This window comes from Bacillus sp. z26, from assembly GCF_058313635.1.
The window spans coordinates 807281-828009 of sequence record NZ_JBZFQM010000002.1; the positions used below are offsets into that span (position 1 = coordinate 807281).

At 37.9% G+C, this 20729-nt stretch carries 24 protein-coding genes and 1 pseudogene; 12 read left to right on the top strand and 13 right to left on the bottom strand.

The features are described 5' to 3' along the window. The first annotated feature begins 21 nt into the window (after window positions 1–21). Window positions 22–894: an SDR family oxidoreductase gene (locus AC4G3K_RS09110; RefSeq protein WP_491133112.1), complete on the top strand. Its 873-nt coding sequence runs from the start codon at window positions 22–24 to the stop codon at window positions 892–894. Window positions 895–1125: 231 nt separating this feature from the next. Beyond that, window positions 1126–1992, top strand: a complete 867-nt coding sequence (locus AC4G3K_RS09115) for an SDR family oxidoreductase (protein ID WP_491076496.1) — start codon at window positions 1126–1128, stop codon at window positions 1990–1992. 66 nt (window positions 1993–2058) lie between these two features. Here AC4G3K_RS09115 and AC4G3K_RS09120 read toward each other — a convergent pair whose 3' ends face one another. The 4 genes and pseudogenes from AC4G3K_RS09120 to AC4G3K_RS09135 form a co-directional block, all read right to left on the bottom strand. Then, window positions 2059–3087, bottom strand: coding sequence for a LacI family DNA-binding transcriptional regulator (locus tag AC4G3K_RS09120; protein ID WP_491133113.1), 1029 nt, complete (start codon window positions 3085–3087; stop codon window positions 2059–2061). A gap of 18 nt (window positions 3088–3105) precedes the next feature. Next, window positions 3106–4785 (bottom strand): glycoside hydrolase family 13 protein, encoded by a 1680-nt coding sequence (locus AC4G3K_RS09125; RefSeq protein ID WP_491133114.1) that lies wholly within the window; start codon window positions 4783–4785, stop codon window positions 3106–3108. Window positions 4786–4867: 82 nt separating this feature from the next. Further along, entirely contained in the window at window positions 4868–6409 is a 1542-nt protein-coding gene (locus tag AC4G3K_RS09130) for an alpha-amylase family glycosyl hydrolase (RefSeq protein ID WP_491133115.1), read from the bottom strand. Between the two features lie 34 nt (window positions 6410–6443). Then, a pseudogene (locus AC4G3K_RS09135) lies at window positions 6444–6529 on the bottom strand (sugar ABC transporter permease); the annotation flags it as partial. A gap of 170 nt (window positions 6530–6699) precedes the next feature. On the opposite strand from AC4G3K_RS09135, the gene AC4G3K_RS09140 reads away from it, so the two are divergent. The 3 genes from AC4G3K_RS09140 to AC4G3K_RS09150 all read left to right on the top strand — a co-directional run bounded on the left by AC4G3K_RS09140 (window position 6700) and on the right by AC4G3K_RS09150 (window position 9586). Continuing rightward, a complete protein-coding gene (locus tag AC4G3K_RS09140) occupies window positions 6700–8442 on the top strand; it encodes a glycoside hydrolase family 13 protein (RefSeq protein ID WP_491133116.1) in 1743 nt (580 codons plus the stop codon). A 288-nt stretch (window positions 8443–8730) separates the two neighbouring features. Next, window positions 8731–9114: a hypothetical protein gene (locus AC4G3K_RS09145; RefSeq protein WP_491133117.1), complete on the top strand. Its 384-nt coding sequence runs from the start codon at window positions 8731–8733 to the stop codon at window positions 9112–9114. Further along, complete coding sequence (locus tag AC4G3K_RS09150) at window positions 9104–9586, top strand: aminodeoxychorismate lyase (RefSeq protein ID WP_491076490.1); 483 nt, start codon at window positions 9104–9106, stop codon at window positions 9584–9586. The genes AC4G3K_RS09145 and AC4G3K_RS09150 overlap by 11 nt, the downstream gene beginning before the upstream one ends. A 174-nt stretch (window positions 9587–9760) precedes the next feature. On the opposite strand, the gene AC4G3K_RS09155 is transcribed toward AC4G3K_RS09150, so the two are convergent. After that, window positions 9761–10114, bottom strand: coding sequence for a DUF4240 domain-containing protein (locus tag AC4G3K_RS09155; RefSeq protein WP_491133118.1), 354 nt, complete (start codon window positions 10112–10114; stop codon window positions 9761–9763). 93 nt (window positions 10115–10207) lie between these two features. After that, window positions 10208–12058 carry an asparagine synthase (glutamine-hydrolyzing) gene (asnB, locus tag AC4G3K_RS09160; RefSeq protein ID WP_491133119.1) on the bottom strand — a complete coding sequence of 617 codons (1851 nt, stop codon included), beginning with the start codon at window positions 12056–12058 and terminating at the stop codon, window positions 10208–10210. A 221-nt stretch (window positions 12059–12279) separates the two neighbouring features. On the opposite strand from asnB, the gene AC4G3K_RS09165 reads away from it, so the two are divergent. Then, complete coding sequence (locus AC4G3K_RS09165) at window positions 12280–12849, top strand: DUF2777 family protein (protein ID WP_491076487.1); 570 nt, start codon at window positions 12280–12282, stop codon at window positions 12847–12849. Window positions 12850–12977: 128 nt separating this feature from the next. Here the strand turns inward: AC4G3K_RS09165 and AC4G3K_RS09170 are convergent, their stop codons facing one another. The 6 genes from AC4G3K_RS09170 to AC4G3K_RS09195 all read right to left on the bottom strand — a co-directional run bounded on the left by AC4G3K_RS09170 (window position 12978) and on the right by AC4G3K_RS09195 (window position 18007). Then, window positions 12978–13670: a copper homeostasis protein CutC gene (locus tag AC4G3K_RS09170; protein WP_491133120.1), complete on the bottom strand. Its 693-nt coding sequence runs from the start codon at window positions 13668–13670 to the stop codon at window positions 12978–12980. A gap of 191 nt (window positions 13671–13861) precedes the next feature. Next, complete coding sequence (locus AC4G3K_RS09175) at window positions 13862–14668, bottom strand: GNAT family N-acetyltransferase (RefSeq protein ID WP_491133121.1); 807 nt, start codon at window positions 14666–14668, stop codon at window positions 13862–13864. A 315-nt stretch (window positions 14669–14983) separates the two neighbouring features. After that, window positions 14984–15337: a YisL family protein gene (locus AC4G3K_RS09180; protein WP_491076484.1), complete on the bottom strand. Its 354-nt coding sequence runs from the start codon at window positions 15335–15337 to the stop codon at window positions 14984–14986. 72 nt (window positions 15338–15409) lie between these two features. Beyond that, the gene (locus AC4G3K_RS09185; protein ID WP_491133122.1) at window positions 15410–16297 is read right to left on the bottom strand and encodes a fumarylacetoacetate hydrolase family protein; all 888 of its coding nucleotides are present in this window, start codon (window positions 16295–16297) and stop codon (window positions 15410–15412) included. Between the two features lie 16 nt (window positions 16298–16313). Then, a complete protein-coding gene (locus AC4G3K_RS09190) occupies window positions 16314–16817 on the bottom strand; it encodes a DNA topology modulation protein (protein WP_491133123.1) in 504 nt (167 codons plus the stop codon). After that, the gene (locus AC4G3K_RS09195) at window positions 16814–18007 is read right to left on the bottom strand and encodes a DUF418 domain-containing protein (protein ID WP_491133124.1); all 1194 of its coding nucleotides are present in this window, start codon (window positions 18005–18007) and stop codon (window positions 16814–16816) included. The genes AC4G3K_RS09190 and AC4G3K_RS09195 overlap by 4 nt, the downstream gene beginning before the upstream one ends. Window positions 18008–18190: 183 nt before the next feature. On the opposite strand from AC4G3K_RS09195, the gene AC4G3K_RS09200 reads away from it, so the two are divergent. From AC4G3K_RS09200 to AC4G3K_RS09225, 6 genes are read left to right on the top strand one after another with little or no spacing between them, the layout of a single operon-like run. After that, on the top strand, window positions 18191–18412 hold the full coding sequence (locus AC4G3K_RS09200) for a spore germination protein (RefSeq protein ID WP_491076480.1): 222 nt from the start codon (window positions 18191–18193) through the stop codon (window positions 18410–18412). Window positions 18413–18423: 11 nt separating this feature from the next. Next, a complete protein-coding gene (locus AC4G3K_RS09205; RefSeq protein ID WP_491133125.1) occupies window positions 18424–18645 on the top strand; it encodes a spore germination protein GerPB in 222 nt (73 codons plus the stop codon). Then, on the top strand, window positions 18642–19259 hold the full coding sequence (gene gerPC, locus AC4G3K_RS09210; RefSeq protein ID WP_491076478.1) for a spore germination protein GerPC: 618 nt from the start codon (window positions 18642–18644) through the stop codon (window positions 19257–19259). The genes AC4G3K_RS09205 and gerPC overlap by 4 nt, the downstream gene beginning before the upstream one ends. Before the next feature lie 8 nt (window positions 19260–19267). After that, window positions 19268–19444, top strand: a complete 177-nt coding sequence (locus AC4G3K_RS09215; protein ID WP_491077170.1) for a spore gernimation protein GerPD — start codon at window positions 19268–19270, stop codon at window positions 19442–19444. 12 nt (window positions 19445–19456) lie between these two features. Beyond that, window positions 19457–19852, top strand: a complete 396-nt coding sequence (locus tag AC4G3K_RS09220; protein WP_491076477.1) for a spore germination protein GerPE — start codon at window positions 19457–19459, stop codon at window positions 19850–19852. Further along, window positions 19852–20070 carry a spore germination protein gene (locus AC4G3K_RS09225; protein ID WP_491076476.1) on the top strand — a complete coding sequence of 73 codons (219 nt, stop codon included), beginning with the start codon at window positions 19852–19854 and terminating at the stop codon, window positions 20068–20070. Before AC4G3K_RS09220 ends, AC4G3K_RS09225 begins: the two co-directional genes overlap by 1 nt. Before the next feature lie 5 nt (window positions 20071–20075). Here AC4G3K_RS09225 and hlpB read toward each other — a convergent pair whose 3' ends face one another. Beyond that, complete coding sequence (hlpB, locus tag AC4G3K_RS09230) at window positions 20076–20378, bottom strand: HNH nuclease-like protein HlpB (RefSeq protein ID WP_491133126.1); 303 nt, start codon at window positions 20376–20378, stop codon at window positions 20076–20078. Window positions 20379–20729: the final 351 nt, after the last annotated feature.

Consider the following 20729-nt stretch of genomic DNA (forward strand, 5'->3'; position numbering starts at 1 on the left):
AATTGGAAAGGATGTTGCGAAATGAATGAAGATATAAAAACCGGTAAAGATGGATTTCCAGCCCAAGAACAGGATACTCAACCAGGTGTAACTAAAGAAATGAAACCTGAGCCAAAAGAATTCGATGAAAATTATAAAGGCAGCGATAAATTAAAAGGAAAAGTAGCAATTATCACAGGCGGAGACAGTGGGATTGGCCGATCCGTTGCCCACTATTATGCTAAAGAAGGCGCCAACGTTGCGATTGTGTATTTAAATGAACATGAAGATGCGAATAAAGCAAAAGATTTAGTAGAAAGCGAAGGCGTACAATGTATGCTATTGGCTGGAGATGTCGGTGACAGTGCTTTTTGCCGTGAAATCGTTGAAAAAGTTAAAAGTGAATTCGGCAAAATTGATATCTTAGTCAATAACGCAGCTGAACAGCATCCTCAGGAAAGCCTGTTGGATATCAGTGATGAACAATTAGAAAAAACATTTAGAACCAATATCTTTTCACAATTCTATTTAACAAAAGCCGTCCTTCCTCATTTATCTAAAGGAAGCTCAATTATCAATACAACATCTGTAACAGCCTATCAAGGTAACGCACAATTGATTGATTATTCTTCAACAAAAGGTGCCATTGTTTCCTTTACCCGTGCACTTTCCAATAATATTGCCAGCAAAGGAATCCGCGTGAATGCAGTTGCACCGGGTCCAATTTGGACACCATTAATTCCAGCTACATTCGAAGCTGATAAAGTAGCTGAATTTGGCCAAAATGTGCCACTTGGACGCGCAGGTCAACCATCTGAATTGGCACCTACTTATGTTTATTTAGCAAGTGATGATTCCAGCTATGTCAGCGGACAAGTACTCCATGTAAATGGCGGATCTGTTGTTAATGGTTAATTGATCGACTATTTAGTTCGGTACTATTTTCAAATGAATGGGTAACAATGCCTTGTGATTGTTACCCTTTTTCTATCCCTTTCTTCTAATTTTAGACTATTTCTTAAATCAAAATAATCCTATTAAAATGCCAAACATACAATCTATTACTTTATGCTTTAGGAACATGTTTGATTTCTCCAAAGAGTGGAAAAGTAGACACATAGATAAAAATAATGGAGGTATTTAGTTATGAGTGAAAGATTTGAAAGTGCACCAGGACAGGAACAGGAAGTTCAACCAGGATTGCAGCATAAAATGGATCCTGAACCAATTACCGTTTCATCTTCCTATAAAGGCAGTGGTAAATTAAAAAATAAAGTTGCTATTATCACAGGTGGTGACAGTGGAATCGGCCGATCCGTTGCAGTCTACTATGCCAGAGAAGGTGCTGATGTCGCGATTCTTTATGTCGACAGAGAGCAGGAAGATGCTGAAAAAACAAAAGAGCTTGTGGAAGCGGAAGGCCGTAAATGCTTATTAATCACAGGAGATGTCGGTTCTGAGGAAGTTTGTATAAACGCTGTGGAAAAGACAGTGGAAACATTCGGCAAACTTGATATTCTTGTTAATAATGCCGGGGAACAGCATGTTCAGAAGGAATTTACCGACATTACAGCAGAACAATTGGAACGTACATTCCGAACCAATATATTTGGTTATTTTTACATGGCGAAAGCAGCCTTAAAACATCTTCCAAAAGGCGGAAAAATCATCAATTCTGCCAGTGTTACAGCCTATCAGGGGAATCCATTGTTAATTGATTACTCATCGACAAAAGGGGCGATTGTATCCTTTACCCGTGCCCTCTCCAATAGTATTGCTCCTAAAGGTATTTATGTTAATGCTGTTGCACCAGGTCCTATTTGGACACCATTGATTCCAGCCTCCTTCTCTGCAGAACAAATCGAGGAAAGCTGGGGACAAAATACTCCGCTGGGACGTATTGGACAACCCGATGAGTTAGCTCCAACCTATGTTTACCTGGCAAGTGATGATTCATCCTATGTATCTGGTCAAACTTTGCATGTGAATGGCGGCAGTGTCGTTAACGGATAAACGATATATTATAACAAACGGTGAAGAAACCAGATAACGTTTCTTCACCGTTTTTTTATCAAGTTATTAAAGTAACTCCTTTTTGACAACTGAAGACCGAATAATTAGTTGATGCGGAATAATCATGCGCTTGGTCGGCCCCTTGGGGTTCTTAATTTTAGAAATCAATAATTTGACGGCCTGATATCCCAATGTTTCAATATCAATATCAACAGATGAGAGCGGAGGCTTTGACAATTGTGAAGTTAAAATATTATTAAAGCTTACAACTGAGATATCCTCCGGAACACTGATATCCATCTCATCGAGCATGTTTAGTACACCAAGCGCCATAAAATCATCTGCTACAATCAAGGCTGAAGGAGGCTTTTCGAGATTCATTAATTGTTTGACAGCTTCTTTTCCACCTTCAAGCATAAAATCTTCATGAATCGCATATTCCTTTAAAATTGGTATTCCAGCTTCCTTCAATACTTCTTCATATCCTCTCATCCGTTCAATCGTGACGACAAGATGAGCACTACCCCCAATAAAGGCGATATCCTTATGGCCATTCGACAGCAAATACTTAGCTACATCTTTACCCGCCTGAAAATTATCGTTGTCTACGTACGTAATACTGCTATCATGCATAGGAGGCTTTCCGATAACAACAAACGGGTACTTCATTTTATAAAGATAGTTCAAAACTTTATCATCTATTTTGGAATAGAGTAAAATTACTCCGTCCACTCTGCCGCCATGGATCATTTTTTCAACTTCGTCAAATATCCCATCATCTGATATACCTGTTGTAATTTGCAAGCCATATAAATCTTCATGCGCTGCCTGACTCAACCCTTTCATAACTGTGGAGAAAAATGGATTGAGAAATGATCCATCACCGGACTTTGGCATAACAATGCCTAAAACTTCACTCGATTTATTTGCCAAACTTCTCGCAATAAAATTCGGATGATATCCAATTTCTTCCATAACTTCTCTAACTCTTCTTTTTGTTTTCTCACTTATTCGTGAATTGTTGGCAATTACTCTGGATACTGTCGACGGTGCCACATTTGCCAATTTCGCTACATCTTTTATCGTTATCGCCATACGATTGTTCCCCATTTCCTATTTAGCGATTTGATTGAAGAGATAGACTCTTGATTCATATGGTAATAAATAGATGCTAATCTGTCCGTCCACTTCATCATACTGATTATTATAATTACTAAGAATAAGCTCACCTGTCAACCCATCGAACACCGGAAGTTTAATAGTCTGCTGATACTCACTGAAATTACAGATAACTAATGCCGTTTGCTCATCTGTAAATCTAGAGTACATGTATACATTCGGATCATCCTCGAAATAAAGCTTATACTCACCATAAACAAGACAATCGTACTTCTTGCGCAACCGAATCATTTCTTTATAAAAGGAAAGAATTGAACTTGAATCATAACGCTGATCGTTGACATTAATCGCCTTATAATTCGGGTTCACCTTCATCCAAGGGATACCCGAAGTAAATCCACCGTTTAGCGACTTATCCCATTGCATAGGTGTTCTAGAATTATCACGTCCGTTCTTCCAAATCACTTTCATAATATCTAGATGGTCTCTCCCTTTTGCCGTTTCCAGCTGGTAATAATTCTTCATACTAATATCATCGTAATCATGAATAGAAGGAAAAGCCACATTAGTCATACCAATTTCCTGGCCCTGATAAATAAAAGGAGTACCCTGCATAAAGAAATACATAGTTCCCAGCATCTTAGCACTTTCTTTCCAATACGTCTGATCATTTCCAAGCGTTGACACAATGCGTGGTTTATCATGATTTTCAATAAATAATGCGTTCCATCCTTTACCATGTAACTCAGTTTGCCATTTTGATAGGATTCGTTTTAATGCTACAAGATCGAGATCCACTTTGGTTTCTTTTTCCCATAAACTTAAATGCTCAAATTGAAACACCATATCAAAAGCACCGTTATTTTCTCCTACCCATGGGTCTGCATCTTCGGCACTTACACCACTTGCTTCCGCAACCGTCATAATGTCATAGTTTGAGAAGGTGTTCATTTTTAATTCTTGAAGAAAATCATGAATTCCGTCTTGGATCGTGTACATCTTGAATCCTTTTATTCCGCCACTTTTCACCCCTGAGTCATTCGGATAACCACTCTTCTTTTTAATATGGCTAATTGCATCAACCCGGAATCCGTCAATCCCTTTATCCAGCCACCAATTGACCATTTCGTATACAGCTTCCCTCATCTCCTTGTTTTCCCAATTCAAATCCGGTTGCTTTGCTGCAAATACATGCAAATAATATTGCCCGCTTTCCACATCAAATTCCCATGCACTGCCGGAGAAAATACTCTCCCAATTATTAGGAGGGATACCAGGTCTGCCATCACTCCATATATACCAATCTCTTTTCGGTGAATCCACTGCCGTTTTGGATTCAAAAAACCAAGGATGTTCATCACTTGTATGGTTAACAACGAGATCCATTATAAGCTTCATACCCCGTTTATGAACATCCTCAAGTAATTCGTCAAAATCTTTCATGGTTCCAAATTCGTCCATGATTGATTGGTAATCACTGATATCATATCCATTATCTACATTTGGGGACTGATAAATAGGGCAAATCCAAATAACATCTATCCCCATCTCGGTTAAATAATCCAGCTTACTAATTACTCCCTGCAGATCACCGATTCCGTCTCCATTTGAGTCTTTAAAACTCTTTGGATAAATCTGATAACAAACTGCTTCCTTCCACCACTTCTTATTCAAGCACTTTCATCCTCACTTATGTTAATTAATCTATGGTTGTTATTAAAAAAAATGGAGAGATATTAGATCCCTCCATTATATTTCAAGTATGGTTGTTTTGCTGTTTGCCTTTTTTCCAAGCCAGATAAAGAAAAATAAGAAATGCGATAATAACGAAGACAATAACAGCCATATAAACGTAATTCACGCCACTTTTTTTAGCTGCCAAATAGACTTCTGATGTCTCACGATCCAATGTGATTGAATAGGTATCCTTGCTTTCTCTTACCATATCTCCGTTAAGCCTGCCACGTAACTCTTCATTTGATGCAAGCTTAGTTGGATCGAGTTGAATGGTTTTTGTTTTCGAACTATTATTAATCGCAACAATCATTATTTGGTCTTTATACTCTCTTTTATAGACGGCCATACCATCTTGCTCATCCAAAAGCTCAAGTGTTCCTTTTCGCAGAGCCGGATACTCGTTGCGTAATTCTGATACTTTACTAATATATTCAATTAGGTCCTTGTCTGTTCTAAAATCCATCATCTTTCGATTATCGGGTATCTTATTGCCATTTAAGGCTATTTCAGAACCGTAATACACCATTGGAATGCCAGGTGTTGTGTACATATAGGTCATAAGTAATTCCCATCTTGTACCTGGGAATTGATTATTATCTTCCATTGATTTTGTGAATCTGGGAATGTCTTCATTATCAACCATGATTCCCAACTGATGAGGCTGACTCATTGATTTCAACCGCTCACTCCAGATAGAGAATAATGAATCCATCTCCTGGTCCGGTTTAGCAAATACCCTTCTCAACGCGTTCATTTGTTGATCATCTATTATCCCGGAAATACCTGAATTCTGAAGGGCAACCAAATCAGATTCATTTTCAATAGTCCCGTTACCAAGCAGAAAGAAATCATTCTTCACTGATTTCATTTCTTTACTGAAGGTTTCCCAAAAATCAACAGGCACGTACTGAAGACTATTTAACCGGTAGCCATCAATATTGGTTTCAGTAATCCACCACTTTGCAGCATCCAGCAAGTAGGCAGCAACCTCAGGATTTTCCTGTGCCAAATCAGGCAATCCGTCTATCCATCCAGTCTGTATACCTTCCTTTTGGCTACCCGAAGCCAGTACATTTTTATCATGGAACCACTCTTTTTTTGCTGGTTCTTTAAGCCATGGATGATCAGGCCCAACATGATTCGGATTAAAATCTACAATTACTTTCATATCACGTTTATGTGTTTCTTCAACAAGCTTTTTAAATTCCTCTAATGTTCCATAATTCTCATTAATTTTCTTGTAATCCAAAGCCCAATTCCCATGATAGCCTGATTCTGTGTTTTCAACGATTGGATTCAGTGCGATAGCGGTAAAACCCATTTCCTGCAAATAATCAAGTTTTTCAATAATACCGGCAAAATCCCCGCCCTGGTATGTATTAAAATTATCCAAGTCTACACTAAAATCGTTTTTCGTATTCCCGTTATAAAATCTGTCCACCATGATGAAGTAGATGGACTCATCCTGCCAATCTCCGTCCGCTTTTTCAGCAGCAGATACAGGTACTGCATAAAGCAAGATTAACGGCATCAGCAGTATGGCCATTACCTTTTTCAACATATATCTGTCCCCCCTATTTCTCCCATAAATAACCTTATCCCTTTGTACTGCCAGCCGTCAATCCGGAAACAAAGTATTTTTGGAAGAATAGGAAAAAATTACGATTGGACTTGCAATTAAACCCATTTCAAAAATTATTGAGTTAGTTTCCTTTAAATTATGGGTAGAAATACAATGGTATAATCTGTTTTTTTTAGATTGATATACTGCCTTGAACTGATATAGTTAAAGTCAGGGTAGCGCAAGCGTTTGCATTTATTTTTCGTATATACTGAGAGGAGAAATATCATATGGATAAAGCATCTGTTATACACTTTGCCCGAGATCAATTTATGTACAGTTCTTCAATAAACTCCATCACGATTATGATCATGAGTAAGAAAAATGACATTACAAAAATGGAATTAATACATGGGGATCCCTATGAATTTAAAGAAAGCAAATGGATTTACCAAGCTGAGGATATGAAATACACGGGCAGTGATGAACTTTATGATTATTGGCGCTATACCATTGAACTTCCACACCGAAGAGCTCGATATGCCTTTCGCTTAACTGACACGAACGGAGAAACAGCCTATTTTTCCGAAAAAGGATTTTATGAGGAGCTTCCTGATATCGGCCTACTATTTGCCCTGCCATACCTTCATCATACAGAAGTATTCAGTGCTCCTGAATGGGTTAAAGATACGGTTTGGTACCAAATCTTCCCTGAACGCTTTGCAAATGGTGATACCAAATTAGACCCTAAAGGTACACTTCCATGGGGAAGTACAGAACCAACAACAACCAATTTCTTTGGCGGTGACTTAGCAGGTGTCATTGATCATTTGGATTATCTAAAGGATCTCGGTATAAACGGTATTTATTTCACACCAATATTCCATGCCTATTCCAATCATAAATATGACACGATTGATTATATGGAACTTGATCCGCAATTCGGGACGAAGGAAACATTAAAACTGCTCGTAGAGGAAAGTCATAAACGTGGAATTAGAGTGATGCTCGATGCTGTCTTCAATCATAGCGGCTATCATTTCAAACCATTTCAGGATGTACTTGAAAAAGGGAAAGATTCCAAGTATAAGGATTGGTTCCATGCACACAACCTTCCACTGGATGAAAAGAATCTGAATTATGATGCTTTTGGTTTTGTAGAAACCATGCCAAAATTAAATACAAAAAATCTGGAAGTAAGAGAATACTTGCTGAATGTAGCTAAGTACTGGATTCGTGAGTGTAATATTGATGGCTGGAGACTTGATGTGGCCAATGAAGTGGATTTTGATTTCTGGCGTGATTTTCGCAAAGCCGTTAGATCCGAAAAAGAGGATGCGTACATACTGGGGGAAATCTGGCATGATTCCATGCCTTGGCTGCGTGGAGACCAATTCGATGCCGTGATGAATTACCCATTTTTAACAGCTATATTAGAAATGTTCGCTAAGAAATCGATTACGCCGGTACAGTTCGCTGAAAAAATGACGAAGGTGTATCATATGTACCCTCACACTGTGAATATGGCCGCTTTTAATTTAGTCGGAAGCCATGACACGCCAAGAATTTTAACAGAATGTAAAAACAATTTAGATGAGATTAAGCAGATTTTCACGATATTACTAACCTTTACAGGTACACCATGCCTTTATTACGGTGATGAAATTGGGCTTGATGGTGAACAGGATCCGGGCTGCCGTAAATGTATGCCTTGGGATGAGGAAAGCCAAAATCTGGATCTGCATAAGCACGTACAAACTCTAATCAACTTGCGCAAAAAACATAAAGAACTTGCCAATGAAGGCGATATTCTCTTTGTCTCTCATGATCCTGAAGTAGTCATGTATAAAAGAGAAAGCGAAGACTCTCTTTCCTATGTTTGCATTAATCTTGGCAAAGAACCTAAATCTTTATCTATGGATGAATGGAAGGAAGCCAAACCTCTTTATATGGATTCTAAAAGTCAATGGGATAATAAGAACCAGCTTACCCTTTCAGAAAGCGGGTATACGATTCTATCAGTCTCCAAATAAGTGTAAGGCCACCTAATATGAACGGCCCCTTAAAAGTTAAACACCAATCTAACTTTTAAGGGGTTTTTTATTTATTTTCTAACTTATCTACTCTTCCACATCTTTAAATAGAATTCCACAAAAGGAACTTTTTTACATTGCAGTGCATACAACAGTGCGGGTACACTTAAGAGAACTCTTCTCATAGAGAAGATTACAAGTTCTTTTCATTTTAGCGATTTTAGTCGTAATTTATTAGATTTTCTATGTATAATAGAAAGAAGATTTTTTTAGGAGGATTTAAAACTAATGAAAATAGCGCTAATCATTTTATTTAGTATAGCAGTCGTTTTGCTCCTTATTTCATTTCTTAAAATGAAGAAGCAGGAGAAAAAAGAAACAAAGCAGCTGGATACCTATTATGCTGTCATGCTGGATGAAACAAATAAGTTGCAGGAACAAATCAACAAACTAGAACTACATGAAGAAGTTACGGCTAATGAAGCTGGTATCATGGGATATCACACTGAGGAACGTCAAGTCATGATCAAAATGCTAGATTTATACAAACGCGGCTATTCCACAAAAAGTATTGCCTCTATTACCAAACTGACAGAGGATGAAGTGTTAGGAAGGCTTGCTGCATATGATAGTCCAAGCCAAAGAAGGAGGAAAGCAGTCCATGACGCCTAAAGTTTTAAGCAGTTTTGCTGCAGGAATAATTGTAGCAGCAGGTGTATGCGGTGCTGTGTATTTTTCCTCCTCCGAAGAAGAAACAGTTACTCAGGCTTCAGAATCTCCGAAAAATGCCGTTACTAAAGAACTGACAGAAGATGAAATGAAGGATGAGTTATCTTCTTTGGGTTATGTTATAAAAACAGAGGACGAATACTCTGCTGAACTGAAAGAAGCAGAGAAAACAGCAAAAGAAACCTCAGATCAACAGGATCAAAAAGTTATCTACAAAACAGTAATAAATGTAGCTAGCGGAATGACCAGTATTGATGTGGCAAACGCCTTGGTTAAAGGAAAAATTATAGACAATGCTTCCAGTTTTACAAAAACAATTGAAAGCAGGAAGTTAGAAAACAAACTGAAACCTGGCGTATTTGAAGTTGATAGTACAATGTCACTAGATGAAGTAATTAGCCAAATTTTTAAATAAGAAATAACAGCCGGGGACCGTGGTAAATGTACATTCCAAATGGTTTCCGGCTTTTTAATATCATGCCAACCCTTTTCTAACCTAGAGGTTCTTCTCCAAATCTTTCCCATAAAACCGGAAATAAATTTTCCAGATCCTCTTCTTCCCACTCAAATTCTATATCAGGTACAGGCTTCAACCCCTTTTTTCAAGCACATCCAAAAACTCATCATATATATTGTCATCCCATTCCGTATCACCTGTCTTGATGAGGGTATAGGCATCCAATCCAACAGTTAACAATTCTTCATTTTGCGGGAACCCTTCATCATCAAGGTTAACTTCACTTATGTATTCAGCTAAAAATTCAGGATTTTTCATTACTTTGTTAAATATCTCTTCTCCCTGGCCAATCAACCATCCACGAAAATAATCAAATGTATCGTCAGAACATCCGCCCATCAAAACAAAAGCTGCTCCCCATAAGCGAGATTGATAACTAGCGTACATTGATTTTTGAAATATAAATTCAAATTTTCCCATGACCATTTATAACATATTTTTTAAGAAAGCATTAATTATAAGTCACATTATATGCAAATCAAAAGGCTGCCGATAGGTTCTCAGGCAGCCTAAGTTAATTCAAGAATCTTCCAAAATGATATTATAGTGTTTAAACCATAAATGCACCTGTATCAAATAAGCAAGTAATTGTGGACCGGACATTAATTGACCATACCATGGCGTTTTAAATGAAGATCCTCCTGATTCTACAAGGGCTTTCAGCTGATCTCTGTCAAAGAATTCGTATAAGGGGGAATCTGTATCCTCCAGCAGTTCTTCGAGCCACTTCTTCACCAGCTTTGTATAAAGGGGATTATGTGTTTTCGGATATGGGCTTTTCTTTCTATACAGGACTTCTTCTGGAAGAATTCCCTTCAAAGCTCTTCGTAAAATGCCTTTTTCACGGTTATCTGCCATTTTCATATCCCACGGTATATTCCATGCATACTCCACCAAGCGATGGTCAGCAAATGGAACCCGTACTTCCAAACTGGCTCCCATACTCATCCTGTCTTTCCGATCCAATAAATTAGTCATAAACCAAGTCATATTTATATAAAATAACTGCCGCCTTTTCGTTTCTATATCAGATTCCCCTGAAAGTAAAGGCGTCTCAATTATACTTTGTTGATATTTATCCTTTACATACTCTTCAATGGAGAGTTTATCTTGCCAGTCTTTCCTAAGTAATTGATGCCGTTCATGTATAGAGCGCATCCATGGAAAAGTATCATTTGATAACTGTTCAGGATTATGAAACCACGGATAGCCTCCAAATATCTCATCCGCACATTCTCCAGAAAGGCCGACGACATACTCTTTTTTTATTTTTCTGCAAAACCAAAGTAAGGAAGAATCGATATCAGCCATCCCTGGTAAATCTTTTACCATCATAGCCTCACTCAGATTGGTGATTAATTCTTCCTGGCTGATTACACAATAATGATGCTTTGTTCCAAATTCCCGGTTCATTAATTCAATCCAATGCCCATCTGCATTTGGCTGGAATTCATTCGCCTGAAAATGGGCAGCATTATCTTCATAGTCAATTGAGTACGTATTGAGCGCAGGTTTTCCCTCCTTTTGAAATTGTTTGGAGGCGATGGCTGTTATCGCACTTGAATCAAGACCTCCTGACAGGAACGTACATAGCGGAACATCTGAAACCAATTGCCTCTGCACAGCATCTTTCACCAGAAAACGGACCTTTTCCGCCGTTTCATCCAGATTATCGCGATGTGCTTCACTCTTCACATTCCAATAACGTTTAATCTCTATTCCATCCTTATTAAAAGTTAACGTATGCCCTGGACGGAGTTCCTTGATGTTTTTAAAAACCCCTGATCCCGGTGATCGAGATGGACCAAGTCCAAGTATTTCGGCAAGCCCTTCTCTTGTCAGAATCGGCTTAATTCCTGGGTGAGCCAGTATTGCCTTTATTTCAGAGCCAAACAGAAATTGACCATTTTGCAGGGAATAAAAAAAAGGTTTTACCCCCATTCGGTCTCTTCCCACAAATAATTGTTGTTTGGCTTCATCCCAAATCGCAAAGGCAAATATCCCATTAAAAAAATCCACGCATTTTTCTTGCCATTCCATATAGGCAGTTAACAGAACTTCAGTGTCCGAATGGCCAGTGAATGAATATCCTTTTAATAATAGTTCTTTGCGAATATCTTCTGTATTGTAAAGTTCACCATTGTAGCATAGAACAAAACGATTTCCATTTTTTTCTCGAATCATTGGTTGTTTTCCACACTGTGGGTCGACAACAATGAGCCTTTTATGTCCCAAACCAACATGTTGGCTATCCCATATATTCGTATCATCAGGTCCACGTTTAGAGAGTGTATTCGTCATTTTAACGAGAATCTCTTTCTCATGATTAATAGATCGATTAAATTCAACCCAGCCAGTAATACCGCACAAAATACATCATCCTTTCAAACAAGCAATGGCCCAATCCTGCTATCATGATATGCTCCAGACACAAAGTTGTTAATTGTCCAACTTTAAGGAATAGAGTTATAAAAAAAGATGCTTATGTAAAGAAATAGAAGACAGTGCCAAAGATTTTATATAATGACAAAATGGAATGCAGGACTTGAGTTTTACATATGACTCTTTTATCTGCACTTGGAGGCGCACACATGAAAAATCAACTTAGAATTCAACTATTAAGTCAGCAGCTAAGAGCATATACAGAAGGAATTTTTGAAAACATTAATGATCAATGGGTCTTTTTCGATGAAGAAACGGATGAGGCCTACCCACTCGAGGAATATATGAATAACGAGATATCCATCTATCGCAATAATCGCTGGCGTAAGGGCACTTTGGTTGAGGACGGAAAGTTATTATCAGGCAAAGAAATTATATTTATAAAAGATGAAGATCAGGTCCGGATCAAAAAAAACTTACAATATTCTTTAGAGCGTTTACTTGAAGATTTACAGGACGATGCCTTCTTTCAATTCATCACAACGTTAAATAGCATGAATTTTTCTGTCTATGATTGTATATATGGATATAATCAACTATCCTTTTCATCCGCGGCGCAATTAACGGGCACGAACTTTTTTATCTTTGATAATAGTGACTATATCTGTTCCCTCCATCATCATTTTTTCGAGCACAATAAAGAACACAACCGCTTCGAATTCACCCTGAATACGGGCAAACGGATGGTCATCGAAAAGCTATTAAGAAATAAAGACTAAGGAATGAGGCAACATCTGTTAATCCACATCTCCAATTTAAAATGATATGACCAAAGGGACTTCCGTCTGAAGTCCCTTTGGTTATATACAAAAAAACACCCATCTAAAAATATGAGTGTTCCCTTCCATTACTTAATCCCAAAATATTCAAGCAAGTATTTGGTCTTCTTAAAGTCGAACCCGTTGGCAAATGATTTGTCTTTTCGGACCCCTGTTCCAAAATGGTACTCCTTTGCATCCAGAAATGAATGTAATTCCTTGATATTCTCTGTATCAAGGCCACCGCCTACCAATATCTCAGGACCTGACCATACATCTGATAAAGCAACCATCTGCTTTAATTTTTCCCTACCTTCATAAGCGCTTACCTTACCGCCGGAAGTTAGAACCCTTTTTACATGTCGGGAGTACTGACAAAGAACTTCAAGCCCATCTGCATGAGTTTTGAGTTCATCGAATGCCCTATGAAATGTAATATCCAAATGAGGTACTTCCTTTATCACTTTCTCCAAAAGAGCTTGGTCAATTTCTCCATTCTTCAGACAGCCAAATACAATTCCACCTACACCCAAATCTGAAAAGGCTTGAAGATCTTCCTTCATTGACATCCAATCGAATTCATCATATTCAAATGAATAGCCGTGCGGGCGCAGCATCACCTGAACAGGAAGCTTCACACCTTCGATGACACGCTTTACCGTCCCGTAACTTGGAGTCAATCCGCCTTCCGACATGGCAGACACTAACTCCAACCGGTTAAAGCCAAGCTGTTCTGCTTTAATGGCATCTTTTTCATTTTCAATAATGCATTCCAAAATCATATGATCACCTGCTTCTCGTTCATACTATTAAATCCACGGATTGATATCCCGGAGAAAAAATTATTTCATAAACTCATTATAACAAAACGAACCGTTAATTTTTTAGGCGATACTTATTATAAGAGTTTTTAGTTAGAATTAACATATTATCATTTAATGCAAAAAATATAGGTTTGACTCACTCCATCAATTTAGAAAGATATGTCCCTAATGAATGACAAAATCACTTTTTTACAAATGGGGCTAAGTGTTAAGTTCTCATTCATTGGAATTATAACAGCGTTGCACGCTTTTTCATAAAATTCCAACGGGCCAGCCTGCCCAATAATAGCATATTCATAGCCCTTTTCTTTCATCTCTCTTAAGCAATGATGAAGGAGGGTGTATCCTATTCCTTGCTCTCGGTTTGATAAAGAAGTACCCATCGGACCGAACAATCCCTTCTTTTCTACATCAAAGCAAGCAAAACCATTAATCTGGTTTTTTTCTATAGTGATGAAAATAGGAATATTTTCTTGTGAAAATCCGTTTTCAACCGATGCGTTCCATCTGTTTCCGAATTCATTTTCTACAAAAGACTTTAACCATGCAGCATCATTTTTCTCTGCTTTCCTACAATTTATATTACTTGTTGAAATGGTTGGGAATTCATAATCCTTTAGAGGAACAATCATATCTCTTGGAGATGATACTATTCCAAGTATGCCTGAAACATCTAATCCATCCAGTAAGGCACTTGTTAAATCGTCATTGCTTCTAAATAGCGCATCAGCTAAATGGCCCTCATTTAAATAAACTTGTTTAAAATGTTTCATTCGGTTACACGCACTTATTAGTACCTGTTCAGTCGATAGGGAAATATTTATTGTAAAGGGTTCATAACTAATTCCTTGTTCGTATTTATTGGGGTATATTTCCTTAACTCGCTCATCTACTAAATCCAAAAGTTTTGGATATCTAAGAGATAGCTCAGCACAGACACCTGTCTTCTCGAGCAATATACCTAATACTAAATGGACTGGATAAACCATATTTGTTGTTCTTTTGGCCTCTATTTCTGCCTGTTTTAAAATCCTTAAAGTACGTCCAGTGTATTTCAGGGACCTTCATCTCCCTTCCTAGTTTTTTAAGAATTCTAGAAGAGTAATTGAAACACCTCTTATTATAAAGATTTTATACAAATTCCTTTAGTAAAAGGGAGATGTTTTCTTCTTTATGGATTAACTATATGGCTAGCCTTCCTACCACTAACCATTCTTCCTATGAAAATAATCAAAATAAAAAGCCCAGTCTTCATCGACTGAGCCTCTCTCTTATCCGAATATTTGAATACCAAAAGGTAATCTAAAGCCAAGCAATAAAACTAAAACAAATGCAATCCAAAACTGGATTAAGAATGATTTGTGATTTTTTCCTTTTGATCTCTTCACATTTGTCATTTCCATTGCAGCGATTACCCAAATACCAATAATCGTCTTGGCGATATACTCTCCACTAATATTGGAAACTTTCATTAACAACATGATACCAGTTGCAATAATTAATATGTATAGCACCCTATTAATCATCATCATTATTTTTAAATTTTTACCTGTCATCTTTAAAGACACTAAGAACACAATAATAGATAACACCCACATGAAAATATGTTCATAAGTTCCACCCATAAAATCCCCCACTTTCAACATTATTCAACATAATAGTAGCATAATAGCATTTAATGTACGACTATTACGTCCTTACTCTTTACGTATTGTTGATTTTAATGTTCCAATTGCTTCAATCGTTATTTCGATCACATCATCGTCTTTTAAATATCGCGGTGGTTTAAAACCTTTCCCTACCCCAGCCGGTGTACCCGTTGCAATGATATCTCCAGGCTCTAATGTAATTCCTTTAGAAATAGTTGCAATAATTTCATCAATCGGAAACAAAAATAAGGATGTTCTGGCATATTGCCTTGTTTCTCCATTCACTTTTGTTTCAATTTCGAGATCTTCCGGGTGCGGTACTGCATCTTTTGAAACAATCCAAGGACCTATCGGACATGTACCATCCAGGCTTTTCCCCAGGAAATACTGTTGATGTCTGGATTGCAGATCACGTGCTGTAATATCATTTAAGATGGTATATCCGAAAATATAATCATAGGCTTTTTCGCGGGATATCGAGGTTCCCTTTTTACCGATTACAATAGCCAACTCCCCTTCATAATCCAGCTCATTTGTTACTTCTTTATGAAGTGGAACGGGTTGTTTATGGGCATTAACCGTTGTTGGAGCTTTCGTAAACACAATCATATCTTCTGGCACAATGCCTCCATCAAACTCCGTTGCATGTGCTGCATAGTTTTTACCTACACAAAAGATGTTTTTGCTCGGCCTTGGCAATGGAGCTAACCATGTCAATGAATCTATATTTTTACCCTCTATTTTCTTTGCAGCCTTCTCCCACTTTTCAAGTTTCGGCAGCCATGATTCAGATTCTTCAATCAATACTTGCAGGGATACCGGCAGTCCTTCGAGCTCCGGGCAGCTTTGTTTAATTGCTTCCAAAGAATAAAAAGTATCATGATCAATAAGTCCGGCTACAGATTGTCCATTTTCCTTAATCGTTGAAAATTTCATCTTTCATTCATCCCTTCTAAGATAAGTTAGCAAGCCACTTTTCTAACTGTTTCCTATTTCTAAAATGGTAAATCTGTTTGTCATCTATCTTTTGAAGCTTCTCACGTAACCTCGGTGCCTGTTTCTTTTCAAATCCCCATACCCATTTGATAAATTCCCAATCAACCTTTTCTTGGCATCCTTCATTCAGATCTGGTCGTGTCTTTCCATGATACATAAATCGCCGTTTAATCACGCCATATAAACAAGACCACCTAGAATAATCGAGGAAAATAACCATGTCTGCTTGATTTAAACGAAGATCCATTGTCCGATTAAAATTGCCATCTATAATCCATAAGGGCTTACCGGCTAGACTGCTAACAAAATCATCCCATTCGTTTTCCGGAGTTGGAATCCAGCCTGGACGCCAATAATAGAAATCCAGATGATAAACGGGCAGACTCAATACTGACCCAAGTTCTTTCGCCAAAGTAGACTTGCCTGTCCCTCCGCTTCCGACTATCATGATTCTTTTCATTGAGAAGCACCAACCTCCTTTTCCCGTTTGAATGATGGTTTATCCCAGTACGTAACGATTCTCCAAACATATTCAATTGGTCCCAATCTAAAATATCGCAACCAATATTTTGCAAATACCAGTTGGAACAGGATAATCAGAAAAGCGAGGATGGAGCCCATAAATGCTCCTACATCTCCATATAATCCAAGTCCATAGGAATAAAAGAGTAACGTACATATAATAGAATGCATGAGGTAGTTCGTAAGTGACATTCGTCCCAGCCTGACAAAAGGAACAGCTATTTTTCTTACCTTAGGAGATTTTTCATAAAGAAGGGTAATCCCTGTAATAATAGCCAATGTCAGTAAAGGGCCGCCAAAAGAATCCTGCAAAAATTCACTCGCATAATTTTGGCTCGACAGATACGGATACATTTTTAAAATAAGTCCTATCGGTAAAGATACCAGGAACATGATCCGTATTTTTTTATAATGGACTTTCAGATTTGAAATCCATCCCAGCTTAGCAAATGCCATTCCTGCCAGAATACATGGAAAGACTGATAAAAATATGAAAATCATATTTGGCAGTCCATTGACAGCAACCCAGTCATTAAATCTTAGGGAAAAAATCTCTGCGGACGTCCCGCTTGAATAGATCTCAATGGCTTCATTTATTTTTGAAAAATCAGTTTTTAACAACCCTGATGTTGGAGTCATTAATTCGATCAGCAGCATAAGTAACCCTAATATTCCATAAGGAATGGTATATAACCATACCGATAAGTGAAGCAATGTTTTACCTTTTAATCGATAAACAAGCAGCAAAAGAAATCCACAGATGGCATACGTGATTAAAATATCCCCATGCCAAATTAGAAATGCATGAATCATCCCTAGCAAAAGTAGAAATATCATCCTTCTCGTAAATAAAGCAGGAAATGAAATTCCCTTTTGTTCTGCTCTATTCATTAAAATAACCGTGCCAAAACCAAATAAAAAAGCAAATAACGGGTAAAAATTACCCTGTGCAAAAATATCAATTAGGGCGTATGTATAGAAATCTACCTTGTTCTGCCAATAATCATATTCAAGATATAAAAACGGTGAATGAAAATCAAGCATGTTTACAAGCAGAATTCCAACAATTGAAATTCCACGCAGAAAATCTATGACATGTATCCTCTTTTGATCTGTTATAGATTGCAAAACTACCTCACCTTTCTTCCAATAATTTCTTTTAAAACTAGTGTAGCAGTTTCTGTGAAAAACCCCTATTAAAATATGTATTCTAAAAAGCTGGAGGTCCCTCACCTTTGGAGCCCATTACACATATACTGCAAAGAATTGTTAAGGAAGGAAGACACAGAGATACCCAAGGAAGGTGTTCATATGCCAGGTATTGTAGGTATTGTCCAGATTCTCAGCATTGGGAGCAGTGGTGTATTTAATGTAGGGGATATTTATAAAGTTACTCCCTACTCTAATGCCAAGACATTTTCCGGAGCGGGATCTTTTAATACGGGTGACTATGTAGCTGTGAACAATCCTTATAGTGCTACAAATACGTTTGATGCAGATACCGTTGACCAACCAATTGCATTTACGTTATAGAGGTGAAAGAAATGAACATCTTTATTAAACAAACCATTATGATTAATACAATTAAAATTAACGCAATTGCCAATGCTTCCGTCCTGCAAATTGGAAGTGCCGGTATCATAAAGTCAAAATCCCTTATGACCAATTCCGGCGGATTTGAGGCACCGGCTCCAAAAGCGAATCATCCCTTTTTTGCGACTGAAGAGAATACTCCTCAGGTCCAAGTCCAGGATAGGAAAGGATGAGTCATTTGCCACAGGATGTAAGCCAATTCCTTTACTATTTACAAAACACGCTGGAGTCCCAGCAACAAGCCATTTATAAACTTGAAGAAGATATAAAGAAATTAAAAGAGGAAATAACAGTAGCAAAACAGCAGGCGCCGATTCGAGTGGACCGAATTGAATATAAATTTGACCAATTGAAGGTGGAAAGATTAGAAGGCACCTTGAATATTGGCTTAACTCCATCAGATTTAGAAAAAATTGATGAATTGGCAATCGATCATCACACCCCTCCCGGTCCATTTCTTTTTCCAGCCAGAGACGAATTTGTCCATCAATTATCGAGCGAGGTCTTACTCGACCTAAATAATAATAAGGACGAAATCTTTAAAAGAGCCGAAAAAATCTGCGAGCAAAAAGCAGATGACACCATGCGCTCCTTTATCATGGAGGACATTGCCAGACAGCTGCCACAGCGCATACATCATTATTTAGACCAAACGCCCCCTCATAACCGAACAGAGCATAAAATTCCGGATATACGGGAGCAAATATCAGAAGTTATGAAAACGGATATAGAAAACGCCATCATCAGATTTATGGAGGTTTATCCTGATTCAATGAAGGAGCAGTGAGCAACGTGATGAATTTCCATGTCGTGAATGAACAAATAAAGGTTGGCTGTATTAAATTAATTTCAGTATCAAGCTCTTCAGTCATTAAAATCGGCGACACTGAAACCATGCAGCTTTTTTCGGCCTCTGACACCCCATTAAATGCCATAGAGTTTGGGCCGTTACAGCCCATCGTCAATCGATAGAGAGGATTTGCTATGTGGAATAGGACATCGGTTGTCGACAATATCCATGTGTCCATCTTATCAAGGGGAGCTAGCTTTGATATTGGCGAAATCCAGTATTATTATTCAGTTGATAATGTCCTTGCCTATCAACGAGAACAGGAACTCTTTTACGGACAGGAAGGAAATTTTGGTGATTACGCAGTCTTCTACTCTGTACCGGACTTCGAACCAATTGATGAGATGATTCAAGTTAATTTCGAACATCAAAATCCATATCTTTTTGTCGATTGCATCAGAACACAGGCTATTTCAGCCTCCTCTTTATTACAAATCGGAAACGGACGATTTATCCGTTCCGAAACCAGAGTTATGAATGTCAGACAACTCATAAATAGGCCTAGAAATGAAAGAAGGGAGGAAACTTAATGCCTGCTTTTGTCGGTTCCGTTCAAGTTCTCAATGCAGGAAGCGGAATTATTCAATTCGGCGACTCCTTTGTTATATCACCAAAATATGCCAGCAAAAGTGTGAATGGTTCAGGTTCCGGAATTAACGGAGGAATCATTTTTGATACAAACGGAATTAGCGGAAACTCAGTTATTGGTATAAGTGGAGTTGATCAGCCAATCTCAGCGAACAATTAAATCTCTCACCTTCTTCCGGCCTTATAGCCGGATTTTTTTATTCTCGGCAATTTACCTGCCGGCTGCTTTTTAATCCAATTTAAATATTTCTTTATTTCAGGGTCATCCCTCAGTTTCTCAATCGTATTAAGTCTGACGGCCAGCTCCGAGTTTGGATAAAGGGCATGAACTTGTTTATGGCAAGGAATACACAGCTTGGAGGTATCTTCGGGACCTCCGCCAAATTCCCGTGGAATTAAATGGTGAACCGTTCGTTCCACATGGTCCCGTAAACACAATTCACACATACCCATTCTTGCTTTCCTCATTCAATCACCTCCCATTTTTATCACACACTCTTAATTTTAATTCGCAGAATGCATGACAACTTGTTTAACAGTAATCTCTATACTAGGAAATCAGGTTAAGGATAACCATTTACTAAGGCATCATATTTTTAAATTAAATAAATAATGATCGTAAAGCACGAATCATTTTTATTTTATCTTGCCATTCATCATACAAATCCATTCTTACTGTTCAGTGTGAGAACCGGTGAAGGATTCTATAAATATCCTAATCCAGCCTATCAAGTAAGAGACTTTTTACAGCCTTAATACAAGTAAATTAATTCGAGTTAGTTTTGAATAAAAAGTGCCTCCCATTACAAAGGTCGTTTC

Excerpts from the sequence above, each read along its gene's own strand:
- AC4G3K_RS09110 (WP_491133112.1), top strand. The coding sequence starts at position 22 with ATGAATGAAGATATAAAAACCGGTAAAGATGGATTTCCAGCCCAAGAA.
- AC4G3K_RS09115 (WP_491076496.1), top strand. The coding sequence starts at position 1,126 with ATGAGTGAAAGATTTGAAAGTGCACCAGGACAGGAACAGGAAGTTCAA.
- AC4G3K_RS09120 (WP_491133113.1), bottom strand. The coding sequence starts at position 3,087 with ATGGCGATAACGATAAAAGATGTAGCGAAATTGGCAAATGTGGCACCG.
- AC4G3K_RS09130 (WP_491133115.1), bottom strand. The coding sequence starts at position 6,409 with ATGTTGAAAAAGGTAATGGCCATACTGCTGATGCCGTTAATCTTGCTT.
- AC4G3K_RS09140 (WP_491133116.1), top strand. The coding sequence starts at position 6,700 with ATGGATAAAGCATCTGTTATACACTTTGCCCGAGATCAATTTATGTAC.
- AC4G3K_RS09145 (WP_491133117.1), top strand. The coding sequence starts at position 8,731 with ATGAAAATAGCGCTAATCATTTTATTTAGTATAGCAGTCGTTTTGCTC.
- AC4G3K_RS09150 (WP_491076490.1), top strand. The coding sequence starts at position 9,104 with ATGACGCCTAAAGTTTTAAGCAGTTTTGCTGCAGGAATAATTGTAGCA.
- AC4G3K_RS09155 (WP_491133118.1), bottom strand. The coding sequence starts at position 10,114 with ATGGTCATGGGAAAATTTGAATTTATATTTCAAAAATCAATGTACGCT.
- AC4G3K_RS09165 (WP_491076487.1), top strand. The coding sequence starts at position 12,280 with ATGAAAAATCAACTTAGAATTCAACTATTAAGTCAGCAGCTAAGAGCA.
- AC4G3K_RS09170 (WP_491133120.1), bottom strand. The coding sequence starts at position 13,670 with ATGATTTTGGAATGCATTATTGAAAATGAAAAAGATGCCATTAAAGCA.
- AC4G3K_RS09180 (WP_491076484.1), bottom strand. The coding sequence starts at position 15,337 with ATGGGTGGAACTTATGAACATATTTTCATGTGGGTGTTATCTATTATT.
- AC4G3K_RS09185 (WP_491133122.1), bottom strand. The coding sequence starts at position 16,297 with ATGAAATTTTCAACGATTAAGGAAAATGGACAATCTGTAGCCGGACTT.
- AC4G3K_RS09190 (WP_491133123.1), bottom strand. The coding sequence starts at position 16,817 with ATGAAAAGAATCATGATAGTCGGAAGCGGAGGGACAGGCAAGTCTACT.
- AC4G3K_RS09200 (WP_491076480.1), top strand. The coding sequence starts at position 18,191 with ATGCCAGGTATTGTAGGTATTGTCCAGATTCTCAGCATTGGGAGCAGT.
- AC4G3K_RS09205 (WP_491133125.1), top strand. The coding sequence starts at position 18,424 with ATGAACATCTTTATTAAACAAACCATTATGATTAATACAATTAAAATT.
- gerPC (WP_491076478.1), top strand. The coding sequence starts at position 18,642 with ATGAGTCATTTGCCACAGGATGTAAGCCAATTCCTTTACTATTTACAA.
- AC4G3K_RS09215 (WP_491077170.1), top strand. The coding sequence starts at position 19,268 with ATGAATTTCCATGTCGTGAATGAACAAATAAAGGTTGGCTGTATTAAA.
- AC4G3K_RS09220 (WP_491076477.1), top strand. The coding sequence starts at position 19,457 with ATGTGGAATAGGACATCGGTTGTCGACAATATCCATGTGTCCATCTTA.
- AC4G3K_RS09225 (WP_491076476.1), top strand. The coding sequence starts at position 19,852 with ATGCCTGCTTTTGTCGGTTCCGTTCAAGTTCTCAATGCAGGAAGCGGA.
- hlpB (WP_491133126.1), bottom strand. The coding sequence starts at position 20,378 with ATGAGGAAAGCAAGAATGGGTATGTGTGAATTGTGTTTACGGGACCAT.